The 14,234-nt window shown below is 65.7% G+C and carries 8 protein-coding genes; 2 read left to right on the top strand and 6 right to left on the bottom strand.

From position 1 onward, the window contains the following. Positions 1-12 precede the first annotated feature (12 nt). Complete coding sequence (locus tag U6115_RS13930) at positions 13-453, bottom strand: bpX5 domain-containing protein (protein ID WP_065202559.1); 441 nt, start codon at positions 451-453, stop codon at positions 13-15. Further along, entirely contained in the window at positions 450-1,565 is a 1,116-nt protein-coding gene (locus tag U6115_RS13925; RefSeq protein ID WP_043580726.1) for an AAA family ATPase, read from the bottom strand. Before U6115_RS13925 ends, U6115_RS13930 begins: the two co-directional genes overlap by 4 nt. A 292-nt stretch (positions 1,566-1,857) precedes the next feature. Here U6115_RS13925 and U6115_RS13920 point away from each other — a divergent pair, with 292 nt between their 5' ends. Then, on the top strand, positions 1,858-2,853 hold the full coding sequence (locus tag U6115_RS13920) for a glycosyl hydrolase family 18 protein (protein ID WP_230623451.1): 996 nt from the start codon (positions 1,858-1,860) through the stop codon (positions 2,851-2,853). Between the two features lie 67 nt (positions 2,854-2,920). Here U6115_RS13920 and U6115_RS13915 read toward each other — a convergent pair whose 3' ends face one another. The 4 genes from U6115_RS13915 to U6115_RS13900 are packed head-to-tail and all read right to left on the bottom strand — an operon-like array spanning position 2,921 to position 11,786. Beyond that, positions 2,921-4,312, bottom strand: a complete 1,392-nt coding sequence (locus U6115_RS13915) for an efflux transporter outer membrane subunit (protein WP_052258422.1) — start codon at positions 4,310-4,312, stop codon at positions 2,921-2,923. Positions 4,313-4,317: 5 nt separating this feature from the next. Then, a complete protein-coding gene (locus U6115_RS13910; protein ID WP_043580686.1) occupies positions 4,318-7,422 on the bottom strand; it encodes a multidrug efflux RND transporter permease subunit in 3,105 nt (1,034 codons plus the stop codon). Next, a complete protein-coding gene (locus U6115_RS13905; protein ID WP_043580688.1) occupies positions 7,419-10,520 on the bottom strand; it encodes an MdtB/MuxB family multidrug efflux RND transporter permease subunit in 3,102 nt (1,033 codons plus the stop codon). The genes U6115_RS13910 and U6115_RS13905 overlap by 4 nt, the downstream gene beginning before the upstream one ends. Before the next feature lie 15 nt (positions 10,521-10,535). Then, positions 10,536-11,786 (bottom strand): MdtA/MuxA family multidrug efflux RND transporter periplasmic adaptor subunit, encoded by a 1,251-nt coding sequence (locus U6115_RS13900; protein ID WP_043580690.1) that lies wholly within the window; start codon positions 11,784-11,786, stop codon positions 10,536-10,538. 713 nt (positions 11,787-12,499) lie between these two features. On the opposite strand from U6115_RS13900, the gene U6115_RS13895 reads away from it, so the two are divergent. Then, entirely contained in the window at positions 12,500-14,026 is a 1,527-nt protein-coding gene (locus U6115_RS13895) for an amino acid permease (protein WP_043580692.1), read from the top strand. Positions 14,027-14,234 lie beyond the last annotated feature (208 nt).

Here is a 14,234-nt window from a genome sequence, read left to right as displayed (position 1 = left end):
AGTCTGTCGGGGTCAGGCGGGGGCGAGCCGCCATTGGCGGCGGATGTCGGCCAGCAGCTCGGCGCTGACCGGCAGCTGCCGATTCAGCGGAATCAGCCGGGCGGGCTCGCGCCACAGCAATTGCGGCCAATGCGGGCTGCGGCGGTGCAGCGCCTGCGCCAGCGCTTCGCTGGGCGCGTCAGGCTGCCACAGGGCCGGCAGCCATAGCCGGCTGAAGTCGGCGTCGGCGCGCGCGTATTCCACGCCATCCACCCAGGGCAGCGCGTGTTCGGGGCCGATGACCACCAGCAGGCCGGGGCCAGCGGTGGCCATCAGCGGCGCGCGCCGCTCGTCCGACATGCGCTCCAGGCGCAGCAGCAGGCGTTGGGCGGCGGCGTCGAAGGCGACGGCGGCCTGGGGCGGCAATGTTTTCGCCACGGGCTGCCAGCGCCAGGGCAGGGCCGGCTGCCTCATGCTGCCACCGTCAGGCGCGCGGCCAGCTCCTGTCTGGCGTTGGCCAGCGTTTCCGGCAGGCTGGCGGCGTCGAAGTTGGCGTCTATCTCGCGCAGCAGGGCTTCGACCGCGGCGCCGCCGTCAGGGTCGGCCAGGCAGGCCTCGGCCGACTCCAGCAAGCGGGCGACGCGCGACAGCGGCTGCACGGCGGCGGTTTCCACCGCGCTGGCCAGCGTGGGATTGGCGCTGGCGGCCAGGCGCTCGCGCAGCGTCTCGCGGGCGGTTTGCTGGGCCTCCTGGGTGGGCAGCACGTACAGCAGCGGCCACAGGTCGGCTTCGCCGGCCTCGTCGCGGCCGGCCAGCGCCGCGGCGGCGGCGATCAAACGCTGCGATTTGACGATGCGGCGGTCGGACAGCGAAATGCCGGCGCCGCGCAACTGGCGGATGGCGTCGGCCAGCAAGGGACGGACCGCATCCATCCGCACGTCCTTGACCGCCGCGCACAGCGTATCCAGGTCGGCCAGACGCATCGCGCTTTCCGGCGCGGCGTCCTCAGCCTGCCAGCCGCCGGCCAGCAGGTCTTCCAGCTGATGGTCGGCCACCGGCTCGACGAAGTTGTACAGCAGGAAGCGGTCGCCGAAGGCGGCCAGCGCCGGGTCGTCTGGCAGCGCGTTGGCGGCGCCGACGCACACTCGCAGCGGGCAGCGCATCTGGGTATGGCCGCGGCGGAAACGGCGCTCGTTCAATACGCCCAGCAGGGTGTTGAGGATGGCGGTGGAGCCGAGGAAGATCTCGTCCAGGAAGACCACGTCGGCTTCCGGCAGCATGCCGGCGGTGTCGGTTTCCACCGTGCCTTCGCGCAGCTTGCGCAGATCTACCGGGCCGAATAATTCGGAAGGCTCGGTGAAGCGGCCCAACAGGTACTCGAAATAGCGGCCGCCCATGCCTTGCGCCACCCGGCGGACCACGGCGCTCTTGGCGGTGCCCGGCGGGCCGACCACCAGCAGGTGTTCCTGCGCCACTGCGGCCAGCATGATCAGTTCGGCCAGCTGGTCTCTGCCGACCAGGCCACGGGTTGCGGTGCGGATGCCGGCGCGTACCTGTGTGGCGGCCTGTTGCGACGGAGATTTCATGATGTTGACATTCAAAATGCGTTATGATCCCAAATTTTCCGCATTGCGTCAAAATGTTAATGCATTGTAACTGATCGTTAATAAATATGTTTTGCGGGGATGCAGGGATGCCGTCGCATGCGCGCAAAGGAGACGGGGTGGCTTTTCTTGATTTTAATAAGTACTTAGTGTTTAAATCGGGAAGCCGCAAAAAAGTTTAAAGCGGCGGCGATAGGATGCGGGCAACTGTATCAAATCAGCCTGGCGCGACGCGCTGGCGCAATCATGAGAAGGTGCGTGCATGAAACGAAAGATGGCAGTCTTGCTGGCCGGCCTGGCTTTTTCTTCCGCGGCGGCCATGGCGGCTCCGGTGGCGCTGGCGTATTACTCGGACTATCCGGGCAATTACGCGGCGTTGACCCGGTACTATGAGAATTTCAACGCGGTGTCGGTCGACTTCTACAATATCGCCAGCGACGGCGCGATTTCCGGGAACGGCGCGGCGCCGCCGACCCAGGCGCTGTCCTTTCTGCGGTCCCGCAAAATCCCCGCTTACGGCTGCGTTTCCAATGTCGACGGCGACTGGAGTCCGGACATCGCCCACGCGGTGTCCACCACCGCGCTGAACCAGTCGGTGGCCAACTTGGTGAAGTTTGCCCAGGCCAACGGCTTTGCCGGCATCAATATCGATTTCGAGGCGGTGGCGCAGGGCGACCGCAACCATTTCAGCCACTTCATTCAAACGCTGGGCCGCGCGTTGCATGCCAAGGGTTTGAAGCTGATCGTCAGCGTGCCGGCGTTTTCCGCCAAGGATTACGACGACCAGGCCAATTACGGCTACGACCTGCAGGCATTGGGCGCGGCGGCCGACTATCTGCAGATCATGACTTACGACGAGGCGATTCCGGCCTGGGATCCGGGCCCGGTGGCAGGTTCCGGCTGGATGGAGGATGACCTGGACTACGCGACGTCGCTGGTGCCGGCCGCCAAGATACTGAGCGGCATTCCAGTCTACGGCTACGACTGGAAGCGGGCTGGCGACGGCGGCATGCTGTACTGGAAGGACACGCAGGCGCTGATTGCCCGCTACGGCGCGCAGCCGCGCTACGACGCGGGCAGCAACTCGCTGACCTTCAGCTATGCCGCGGCCGACGGCAGCCGCCACACGGTTTGGACCGAAAACGCCCGCAGCGTGGCGCTGAAGGCCGGCTTGGTGAACGCCTACGGCTTGGGCGGCGTTTCCACCTACGCGCTGGGCATGGAGAACGCCGCTTTCTGGGCGGCGGTGAGGCAGGGCCTGTCGCAGTAGCGCTTAGGCTAAGGGGGATGAAAAACCGGGCGCAGGCCCGGTTTTTTTCGTGTGGGCGCTGCGGGGCTTACCAACTGCCGCCCAGCGCGGCGATCAAGGCCACGCTGCTGGCGTATTGCCGGTTTTTCACGCTCCACAGATTGTTTTCGGCGTTGATGCGGGTGTTTTGCGCCGACAGCACGTTCAGATAGGCCACGGTGCCGGCCTGGTACTGATTCAGGCTGATCGCTTCCGCCCGCTTGGCCGCGGCCAGCGCCGCGCTTTGCATGCCGGCTTCCTGCTCCAGCAAGCTCTGGGCGGAAAGATTGTCCTCCACGCCTTGCAGCGCGGCGAGCACGGTCTGGCGGTAGCTGGCCACGCTGGCGTCGTAGCTGGCCACCGCCTGGTCGGTTTGCGCGCTGCGCAGGCCGGCGTCGAACAGGGTCAGCGCCAGAGAGGGGCCGACCGACCAGATGCGGTTGGGCAGGCTGACCCAGTCGGCGAAGCTGGAGCCGCGGTAGCCGCCGCTGGCGCCCAGCGACAGGGTGGGGAAGAAGGCGGCTTTGGCGATGCCGATCTGGGCGTTGGCGGCGGCCATATTGCGCTCGGCGGCGGCGATGTCGGGCCGGCGCTCCAGCAGAGTGGACGGCAGGCCGGCCGGGATCTGCGGCAGGTAGGGCGCCTGGGCGGCCGGCGGCAGCGCGAAGCTGGCCGGCGCCTGGCCCAGTTGGGCGGCGATGGCGTGCTCCAGCTGCGCGCGGGTGAGCTGCTTGTCCACCGTCGCGGCCTGCGAGGTTTTCCATTGGCTTTCCGCCGAGGCCACCGCGTCGTCGCCGACGATGCCGGCGGCGTACTGGTTGCGCGTCAGCTGCAAGGTGTCGGCCAGCAGTTTTTCGCTGGCGCGCAGATTGGCCAGTTGGGCGTCGGCCACCGCCAGCTGCAGGTAGGCGGTGGCGAGCTGGGCCTGGCTGCTGAGGCGGATTGCCGCCAGCTGGGCCTCGGAGGCCTGCTGCTTGGCCTTGCCGGCTTCCACTTCGCGCCGCACCGCGCCCCACAGGTCCACCTCCCAGCTGGCCGACAGGCCCAGGTTGTAGGCGGTGGCGGCGCCGCCGCCCGGCGTGGAGACGCCGCGGGTTTTGGCGGCGTTGGCCGACAGGGACGGGAACAGGCCCGCCTGAGCCTGGCGCAGTTGCGCCTGGGCTTCGCGGTATTGGGCCTCGGCCTGGGCGATGGTCGGGCTTTGCCGGTTCAGCGTGTCCATCAGGCCGTTGAGCGTCTGGTCATGGAATACCGACCACCAGTCGCCGCGCGGCATCGCGTCCTGCGGTTCGGCGGTTTTCCAGCGGCCGTCTTCCTTGAAGCTGGCCGGGATGTCCAGCTTGGGTTTGGCGTAGTCGGGGCCGACGGCGCAGCCGGCCAGCGCGGCGGCGCACAGCGCGGCGCACAGCGCGCGTTGAATCGATATTGTTGTTTTCGTCATGGCTATCATTCCTTGCCGCCGCCGGCCAGCGCGTTGCCGAGGCTGCCGCGCCATTTCAGGCACCACAGGCGGAAGCGGTCCAGGTACAGGTAAACGATGGGGGTGGTGTACAGCGTCAAGAGCTGGCTGAGCAGCAGGCCGCCGACGATGGAGATGCCCAGCGGCGTGCGCATCTCGGCGCCGTCGCCGCGGCCCAGCGCCAGCGGCAGCGCGCCGAACAGCGCCGCCAGCGTGGTCATCATGATGGGGCGGAAGCGCAGCAGGCAGGCTTGCAGAATGGCTTCTTCCGGCGGCAGCTTGTGCTCGCGCTCGGCGGAGAGCGCGAAGTCTATCATCATGATGGCGTTTTTCTTGACGATGCCGATCAACAGCAGAATGCCGATCAGCGCGATGATGTTGAATTCGCCGCCGGTGGCCATCAGCGCCAGCAGCGCGCCGACGCCGGCGGAGGGCAGGGTGGAGAGGATGGTGATCGGATGCACCACGCTCTCGTACAGCATGCCCAGCACGATGTACACCGCCACCAGCGCGGCCAGGATCAGCATGGGCTGGCTGTCCAGCGAGGCCTGGAACGACTTGGCCGTGCCCTGGAAGCTGGCGTGGATGCTGCTGGGCAGGCCGGTGTCGGCCAGCGCCGCGTCTATCGCCTTGGTGGCGTCGGACAGCGAGATGCCCGGCGGCAGGTTGAACGAGATGGTGGTGGCGGCGAACTGGCTTTGGTGGTTGACCGACAGCGAGGTGTTGGTCGGTTTCCAGCTGGCGAAGGCCGACAGCGGCGTCGGCTGGCCGCCCGGCGTCTGCAGGTAGATGTTGCGCAGCGCTTCCGGGCTTTGCCAGTACTCCGGCGCCACTTCCAGCACCACGTGGTACTGGTTCAGCGCGTTGTAGATGGTGGACACCTGGCGCTGGCCGAAGGCGTCGTTCAATACCGAATCCACCTGCGACTGGGTCAGCCCCAGCCGCGCCATCGCGTCGCGGTCGAAGACCAGCGAGGTTTGCAGGCCCTTGACCTCCTGGTCGCTGTTCAGATCGGCGAGGAAGGGGATCTTGCTCATCGCCAGCTGCACCTTGGGCGTCCATTCGCGCAGCTCGTTCAGGTCGTCGCCCTGCAGCGTGTACTGGTACTGCGCGTTGCTGGCGCGGCCGCCGATGCGGATATCCTGTACCGATTGCAGGAACAGCTGGGCGCCTGGCTCCTTGGCCAGCTTCTTGCGCAGCCGCGCGATGACCTGGTCGGCGTTTTCCTTGCGTTCGGACAATGGCTTCAGGCTGACGAACATATTGGCGCCGTTGCGCTGGCCGCCGCCGGTGAAGCCCACCACCTTGTCCACCGCCGGATCGGCGCCGACCACGTTGATGAAGCGCTGCAGCTTCAGCTGCATCGCCTGGAAGGAGATGCTCTGGTCGGCCTTGATCATGCCGGTGAGGCGGCCGGTGTCCTGCTGCGGGAAGAAGCCCTTGGCGATCACCACGTACAGAAACACGTTGAGCGCGATGGTGGCGGCGAGGATGGCCATCATCAGCCGGCTGTGGCGCAGCGCCCAGGTCAGCGAGCGGCGGTAGGCGTCCAGCATGGCGTCGAACACCTTCTCGCTCCACTGGAACAGGCGGCCGGGCGGGCGGCGGGCGTCATGGTTTTTCAGCCAGCGCGCGCACAGCATCGGCGTGGTGGTCAGCGACACCACCAGCGACACCAGGATGGCCACCGACAGCGTGACGGCGAATTCGCGGAACAGCCGGCCGATGATGCCGCCCATCAGCAGAATGGGGATGAACACCGCGATCAGCGAGATGCTCATCGACAACACGGTGAAGCCCACCTCGCGCGCGCCTTGCAGCGCCGCCTGGAACGGCTTCATGCCATCCTCGATGTGGCGCGAGATGTTTTCCAGCACCACGATGGTGTCATCCACCACGAAGCCGGTGGCGATGGTCAGCGCCATCAGGCTGAGGTTGTTCAGCGAGAAGCCGGCCAGGTACATCACCGCGAAGGTGCCGACCAGCGACACCGGCACGGTGATGGCCGGGATGGCGGTGGCGCGGCCGCTGCGCAGGAACAGGAACACCACCAGGATCACCAGGCCGATGGAGATCACCAGCGAGCGCTCCACTTCGCTGAGTGAGGCGCGGATGGTGGGTGTGCGGTCCATTACTTCGTTGATCTTGATCGCGGCGGGGATGGAGGCCTGCAGCTTGGGCAGCAGCGTCTTCACCCGGTCCACGGTGTCGATGATGTTGGCGCCGGGCTGGCGGAACAGGATCAGCATCACCGCCGGCTGCTTGGCCAGCATGCCGGCGTTGCGCAGATCCACCACCGAATCCTTGACCTCGGCCACGTCGGAGATGCGCACCGCGCTGCCGTTTTTGTAGCTGATGATCAGCGGCAGGTAGTCGCTGGCCTTGCCGGCCTGGTCGTTGGCCTGCACCTGCCAGTGCTTGTCCTCGTTTTCGAGAAAGCCTTTGGGGCGATTGGCATTGGTGCTGGTGATGGCGGCGCGCACGGTTTCCATGCCGATGCCGTAGTGGTTCAGCTGCATCGGGTTCATTTCCACCCGCACCGCCGGCTGCGCCCCGCCGCCGATGATCACGTTGCCTATGCCGTCCACCTGCGACAGCTTCTGGCCCAGGATGGAGTCGGCGGCGTCGTACATCTGGCCGCGAGTCAGCGAATCCGACGTCAGCGCCAGGATCATGATGGGCGCGTCGGCCGGGTTCACCTTGCGGTAGGTGGGATTGGACGGCATGCCGGTGGGCAGCAGCGAATGGGCGGCGTTGATGGCCGCCTGCACGTCGCGCGCGGCGCCGTTGATGTCGCGGTCCAGGTCGAACTGCAGCGTGATGTTGCTGGAGCCGAGCGAGCTGGTCGACGTCATCTCGGTGATGCCGGCGATGCGGCCCAGCGCGCGCTCCAGCGGCGTGGCCACCGTGGCGGCCATGGTTTCCGGGCTGGCGCCGGGCAGCTTGGCCGACACCGAGATGGTGGGGAAGTCCACCTGCGGCAGCGGCGACACCGGCAGCAGCTTGAAGGCCAGCATGCCGGCCAGCAGGATGGCCAGCGTCAGCAGCGTGGTGGCCACCGGGCGGCGGATGAAGGGGGCCGACGGGATCATGCTTCCGCCTCTTCAGCAGGCTGCGGCTTGTCCTGGCGGCCGAAGCGGCGCGCCAGGCGGTCGAAGGCCAGGTAGATCACCGGGGTGGTGAACAGCGTCAGCACCTGGCTGACCATCAGGCCGCCTACCATGGTGATGCCCAGCGGCTCGCGCAGCTCCGAACCCATGCCGCCGCCCAGCATCAGCGGCAGCGCGCCCAAGAGCGCCGCCATCGTCGTCATCAGGATGGGGCGGAAGCGCAGCAGGCAGGCCTGGTAGATGGCTTCGCGCGGGCTCATGCCTTGTTCGCGCTCGGCTTCGAGCGCGAAGTCGATCATCATGATCGCGTTCTTCTTCACGATGCCGATCAGCAAAATGATGCCGATGATGGCGATCACCGACAGGTCGGTGCCGGACACCATCAGCGCCAACAACGCGCCGATGCCGGCCGAGGGCAGGGTGGAGAGGATGGTGATCGGGTGGATATAGCTTTCGTACAGCACGCCCAGCACGATGTACATCGTGACGATGGCGGCCAGGATCAGCCACAGCGTGTTGGACAGCGACGCCTGGAAGGCCATGGCCGCGCCTTGGAACTTGGTGTCCATGCTGGCCGGCAGTCCCAGGTCGGCCTCGGCCTGGCGGATGGCGTCCACCGCCTCGCCCAGCGACGCGCCCTGCTTCAGATTGAAGGAAATGGTGGCGGTGGGGAACTGGCCCAGGTGGTTGATGGCCAGCGAAGCCGGGCGTTCCTCTATCGTCGCCACCGCGTCCAGCGGCACCGGCCCGCCGCTGGCGGTGGGCACATAGATGCCTTTCAGCGACAGCGGGTCGCGCTGGTGCTGCGGGTCCACTTCCAGCACCACGCGGTACTGGTTGGTCTGGGTGAAGATGGTGGAAATCAGCCGCTGGCCGAAGGCGTCGTACAGCGCGTTGTCGACCGCGGCGGTGGTGACGCCCAGGCGCGAGGCGGTGTCGCGGTTGATGTTGACGTAGGCTTGCAGGCCCTTGTCCTGCAGGTCGCTCGCCACGTCGGCCAGCGATGGCTCCTGTTGCAGCCGGTGCACCAGCTTGGGCACCCAGGCGGACAGGTCGTCCTGGCTGGTGGCTTGCAGCGTGAACTGGTACTGGGTGCGGCTGACGCGCGCGTCTATGGTCAGGTCCTGCACTGCCTGCAGGTACAGCGACATGCCCGGCATTTCATCGGCGCGGGCTTGCAGCCGCGCGAGCACGGTGCGGATGTCGTCGCGCTCGCCCTTGGGCTTGAGGTTGATCAGCAGGCGGCCGCTGTTCAGCGTGGTGTTGGTGCCGTCCACGCCGATGAACGACGACAGGCTGTCCACCGCCGGGTCTTTCAATAGCGCCGAGGCCAGTTTTTCCTGGCGATCGGCCATCGCGCTGAAGGAGATGGATTGCGAAGCCTCGCTGATGCCCTGGATGGAACCGGTGTCCTGCAGCGGGAAGAAGCCCTTGGGCACGTAGACGTACAGCGCCGCGGTCAGCGCGACGGTGCCGATGGCCACCAAGAGCGTGGTTTTCTGGCGGTCCAGCACCCAGGACAGCATCTTGCCGTAGCGGGCGATGATGTCGTCGAAGAACTTGCCGCTGGCGTGGTAGAAGCGGCCCTGTTTTTCCTCAGGCACGTGCTTGAGCAGGCGCGCGCACATCATCGGCGTCAGCGTCAGCGAAATGAAGGCCGAAATCAGGATGGACACCGCCAGCGTGATGGCGAACTCGCGGAACAGCCGGCCCACCACGTCGCCCATGAACAGCAGCGGAATCAGCACGGCGATCAGCGAGATGGTCAGCGAGATGATGGTGAAGCCGATCTGCTTGGAGCCCTTCAGCGCCGCCGCCATCGGCTTTTCGCCTTCTTCGATGTAGCGGGCGATGTTCTCGATCATCACGATGGCGTCGTCCACCACGAAGCCGGTGGCGATGGTCAGCGCCATCAGCGTCAGGTTATTGATGGAGAAGCCGGTCAGGTACATCACGCCGAAAGTGCCCACCAGCGACAGCGGCACCGCCACCGCCGGGATGATGGTGGCCGGCACATTGCGCAGGAAGACGAAGATCACCATCACCACCAGCGCGATCGCCAGCATCAGTTCGAACTCCACATCCTCGACCGAGGCGCGGATGGTGACGGTGCGGTCGCTCAGCACCGCCACGTCGACCGAGCCGGGCAGGGTGGTTTTCAGTTGCGGCAGCAGCGCCTTGATGCGGTCGGTCACCTGGATCACGTTGGCGCCGGGCTGGCGCTGCACGTTGAGAATGACGGCCGGCGTAGCGCCGGCCCAGGCGGCCAGGCGCACGTTTTCCGCCGAGTCCACCACCTTGGCCACGTCTTGCACGCGCACCGGCGCGCCGTTCTGGTAGGCGATGACGACGTTTTTGTATTCCGCCGCCGATTGCAGCTGGTCGTTGCCGTCGACGGTGGACGCCTGCAGCGGGCCGTCGAAGCTGCCCTTGGCCTGGTTGACGTTGGCGTTGGCGATGGCGGTGCGGATGTCTTCCTGGGTCAGGCCGCGCGCGGCCAGCGCCTTGGGATTGCTCTGGATGCGTACGGCGGGCCGCTGGCCGCCGCTGATGCTGACCAGGCCCACGCCTGGCACTTGCGACAGCTTCTGCGCCAGCCGGGTGTCCACCATGTCCTCCAGCTTGGTCAGCGGCAGGGTGGGCGAGCTGACGGCGATGGTCAGTATCGGCGTGTCGGCCGGATTGACCTTGTTGTAGATCGGCGGGCTGGGCAGGTCGGCCGGCAGCAGGTTGCCGGCGGCGTTGATGGCCGCCTGCACTTCCTGCTCGGCCACATCCAGCGTCAGATCCAGGCTGAACTGCAGCGTGATGACCGAAGCGCCGCCGGAGCTGGACGACGACATCTGCGACAGGCCCGGCATCTGGCCGAACTGCCGCTCCAGCGGCGCGGTGACCGACGAGGTCATCACGTCCGGGCTGGCGCCGGGGTAGAGGGTGACCACCTGGATGGTGGGGTAGTCGACTTCAGGCAGCGCCGAAACCGGCAGCATGCGCCAGGAAACCAGGCCGGTCAGCAGGATGGCCACCATCAACAGGGTGGTGGCCACCGGCCGCAGGATGAACGGGCGAGAGGGATTCATGCCGTATCCTTGCGCTTAGTTGGCGGCCGAGGCGTGACGCTTGCCCCAGTCTCCGCTGGCGCCGTGCTTGCGGTGCGGCTTGCCTTCGCTGGCCGCCGCGGCGGCTTCCTGGCTTTGCGCGGCGCGGTCTATCACCTTGACCTTGGCGCCGTTGCGCAGCTTGTCCACGCCGTCTATCACCACCTGCTGGCCGGCGCGCAGGCCGGATTCGATGATGGTGACGTCGCCGGAGGCCGGGCCCACCGCGACCTTGCTGATGCTGACGGTGGAGTCGCTGCCTACGGTGTAGACATAGCTGCCCGCCTTGCCCAGCTGCACCGCGGCGGTCGGCACCACGATGGCGTTCTTGCGCACGCCCAGCTGCAAGTTGACGTTGACGAACTGATTGGGGAACAGCGCCTGTTTTTCGTTGGCGAACTTGGCCTTGATATTGATGGTGCCGGTGCTGGTGTTCAGTTGGTTGTCCATCGCCAGCAGGACGCCGTCGGCCAGCTTGTGCTTGTTGTCGCGGTCCCAGGCTTCCACTTTCAGCTGTTTGTTGTCAGCGGCGGCCTGCAACACCTGCGACAGGCTCACTTCCGGGATGGCGAACACCACATTGATCGGCTGGGTCTGGGTGATCACCACCACGCCGTTGGCGTCGCTGGCGTGCACGATATTGCCCGGATCCACCTGGCGCAGGCCGACGCGGCCGGCCACCGGCGCGGTGACGCGGCTGTAGTCCAGCTGCAGCTTGGCGTTGTCCACCGAGCCCTGGTCCAGCTTGACCGTGCCCTGATATTGTTTGACCAGCGCGTCCTGGGTGTCTACCTGTTGCTTGGAGATGGAGTTCTGCCCCAGCAACTGGCGGTAGCGGGCCAGGTCCAGCTGGGCGTTCTGCAGCAGCGCCTGATCGCGCAGCAACTGGCCCTGGGCCTGGGTCAGCGCCGCGAGATAGGGTCGTGGGTCCAGTTCGGCCAGCAACTGGCCCTGCTTGACCAATTGGCCTTCTTCGAAGTGCACCTTGTCCAGCTGGCCGTCCACCCGGCTGCGCACGGTGACGGTATACGTGGAGTTGACTGTGCCCAGCGCGTTCAGCTGCAGCGGGGCGTCCAGCGTCCGCGCGGCGGTCACGCCCACCGCCATCGGCGCGCCGCCCTTGGCGTTGGCGGCGGCATCCTTGGCGCTCTTGCTGTGCTGGTGCCACCACCAGCCGCCGCCGATGACGGCGATGGCAGCGATGACTAAAGGCAGGCGGTTGGATTTGGCGGACGTGGGGGTCGACATGCGGCGTGCTCCGGACGGACGTTTCACTTGTTATTAACTGGCAGAGCATGACATTTTTTCATGCTTTATGCTGCGTTTATGCTAAAAATCGAGCGGCCTATGCCAGCCGCGTTGTATTTTAAGACTGACCGAATTGTATGAGCCTGGTTTTAGTCCGAGCGCGGTTTGTGTTTGAAATTGTTAACTAAAAATGAGTGTTTGCTTTCTTTGTTGGGTCGGTGCGGATGCTCGATTGCCTTTCCCCATGCTAAGCGTTTGATTCCAGTAGGGCTGCGCAGTCAAAAGACCGAGCCGCGAGGTTTTCAGCCGATTCGTGATTTTTACATTTCATGGACGCGCCGAGGTTTGTCCATTGCGTATGGCGCTGTTCCGCAAGGCCAAGAAATGCGTGCGGAGGGGCGGAGCCGCTCCCAAAATTGGTTGCGCCGCCGCGCCTGGGAGATGGCTGGAACGGGGAGGGCTGCGGCGGGGAGGCGGAATTGTCGCCGGCGCGGTACGGCATGAGCTGGATGCAAGGGCCACAGCGGGTGTGACGGGCGAGTTTGTTTCTTTTGCGAACATGACATTTTCGTTTTTTGCATATTTTGCCTCATCCGGGCTAGGCAATGCGAACGAACGATGTCATTCTTTTCCGCTTTGATTATTCGGGCCCGGCGATCCGCCAGGGCGGCGCGGGGCAATCCCGCGCGGCTGAACATTAGAGCGAGTTGGATATGGACAAGAAACAAGACGCGCCGGAACTGCGGCGCTCGCTGCAGGCGCGCCATCTGTCGATGATCGCCATCGGCGGCTCCATCGGCACCGGGCTGTTCCTGGCATCGGGCGCCACGGTGGCCGGCGCCGGCGCCGGCGGGGCTTTGCTGGCGTACGCGCTGGTGGGCCTGATGGTGTACTTCCTGATGACCAGCCTGGGCGAGATGGCGGCCTTCATGCCGGTGTCGGGTTCCTTCCAGGTATACGGTTCGCGCTTCGTCGACCCCGCCTTCGGCTTCGCCCAAGGCTGGAACTACTGGTACAACTGGGCGGTGACCATCGCGGTGGAGCTGGCCGCGGCCGCCATCATCATGCACTACTGGTACCCGGCGGTGCCCGGCGTGGTGTGGAGCGCGGGCTTTCTGGTGCTGATCTTCGCGCTCAACTATTTCTCGGTGAAGGGCTTCGGCGAAGCGGAGTTCTGGTGCTCGATGCTGAAAGTGGCCACCATCATCGCCTTCATCGTCATCGGCTTTCTGATGATCTTCGGCATCATGACCGAACCGCAGCCGCAGCGCATCGCGCCCGGCCTCGGCGTGATGATGCAGGGCCAAGGGCCCTTCGTCGGCGGCCTGGCGGCCTTTGTCGGCGTGGCCATGGTGGTGGGCTTCTCCTTCCAGGGCACCGAGCTGATCGGCGTGGCCGCCGGCGAGTCCGCCAATCCGGGCCGCACCATTCCGCGCGCGGTGCGGCAGATCTTCTGGCGCATCCTGATGTTCTACATGCTGTCCATCCTGATCATCGGTCTGATCCTGCCTTACAACGATCCGCTGCTGTTGAAGAACGAGATGAAGGATGTCGGCGCCAGCCCGTTCACGCTGGTGTTCAACCGCGCCGGCCTGGCCTTCGCCGCCAGCCTGATGAACGCGGTGATCCTGTCCGCCATCTTGTCCGCCGGCAACTCCGGCATGTACGCGTCCACCCGCATGCTGTACGCGATGGCCAAGAACGGCATGGCGCCGGCCCGCTTCGGCAAGCTGACCGCCGACGGCGTGCCGCGCAACGCGCTGTACGCCACCACGCTGGTGGCCTGCTTGTGCTTCCTGACTTCGCTGTTCGACAGCAACGCGGTATACATGTGGCTGCTCAATTCGTCGGGCATGACCGGCTTCATCGCCTGGCTGGGCGTGGCCATCAGCCATTACCGCTTCCGCCGCGCCTATGTGCGGCAGGGCTATGACCTGGCCGATCTGCCGTATAAGGCCAAATGGTTCCCGCTGGGGCCGCTGTTCGCCTTCGCCTTGTGCATGCTGATCATGCTGGGCCAGAACTACACCGCCTTCACCGCCGCCAAGGTGGACTGGAACGGCGTGGTGGCCACTTATGTCGGCATTCCGCTGTTCCTGGCGCTGTGGTGGGGCTACCGGGTCAAGCACAAGACCCGCCTGGTGCCGCTGGAGCAGGTTGACCTGGCCGACGCCCACCGCAAGGCGCGGGAGCTGCGCGAGGAAAGCCGCGGCGGCAAATTGGCTGAGGCTCAAGCCTGACCGTCGCGGCGAAAGCCGCGCGTAAAAATGAAACAGGCCCTCAGGGGCCTGTTTGCCGTTTGGGCGCGCAATGTGAAAGTTCACGAGCGCTAATGGCCGCCAAGCTGCGCGTTGACCGAAAGCCGCTTCCGCTTTGCGTGTAAAATGCCGGACGACGTGGATTGCGAACTGAAAGAATCTTAATGACGCCTCAACAAATCGTAGGCAT

The organism is Chromobacterium subtsugae, from assembly GCF_035919665.1.
In the GTDB taxonomy this organism is placed as follows: domain Bacteria; phylum Pseudomonadota; class Gammaproteobacteria; order Burkholderiales; family Chromobacteriaceae; genus Chromobacterium; species Chromobacterium subtsugae.
Note: the sequence above shows the minus strand (reverse complement) of the source record. Positions and strands in the feature narration are given on the sequence as shown.

Bases quoted from the DNA above. Each gene is read 5' to 3' on its own strand.
- U6115_RS13920 (WP_230623451.1), top strand. From the start codon at position 1,858: ATGGCAGTCTTGCTGGCCGGCCTGGCTTTTTCTTCCGCGGCGGCCATG.
- U6115_RS13895 (WP_043580692.1), top strand. From the start codon at position 12,500: ATGGACAAGAAACAAGACGCGCCGGAACTGCGGCGCTCGCTGCAGGCG.
- U6115_RS13915 (WP_052258422.1), bottom strand. From the start codon at position 4,312: ATGACGAAAACAACAATATCGATTCAACGCGCGCTGTGCGCCGCGCTG.
- U6115_RS13925 (WP_043580726.1), bottom strand. From the start codon at position 1,565: ATGAAATCTCCGTCGCAACAGGCCGCCACACAGGTACGCGCCGGCATC.
- U6115_RS13905 (WP_043580688.1), bottom strand. From the start codon at position 10,520: ATGAATCCCTCTCGCCCGTTCATCCTGCGGCCGGTGGCCACCACCCTG.
- U6115_RS13910 (WP_043580686.1), bottom strand. From the start codon at position 7,422: ATGATCCCGTCGGCCCCCTTCATCCGCCGCCCGGTGGCCACCACGCTG.
- U6115_RS13930 (WP_065202559.1), bottom strand. From the start codon at position 453: ATGAGGCAGCCGGCCCTGCCCTGGCGCTGGCAGCCCGTGGCGAAAACA.
- U6115_RS13900 (WP_043580690.1), bottom strand. From the start codon at position 11,786: ATGTCGACCCCCACGTCCGCCAAATCCAACCGCCTGCCTTTAGTCATC.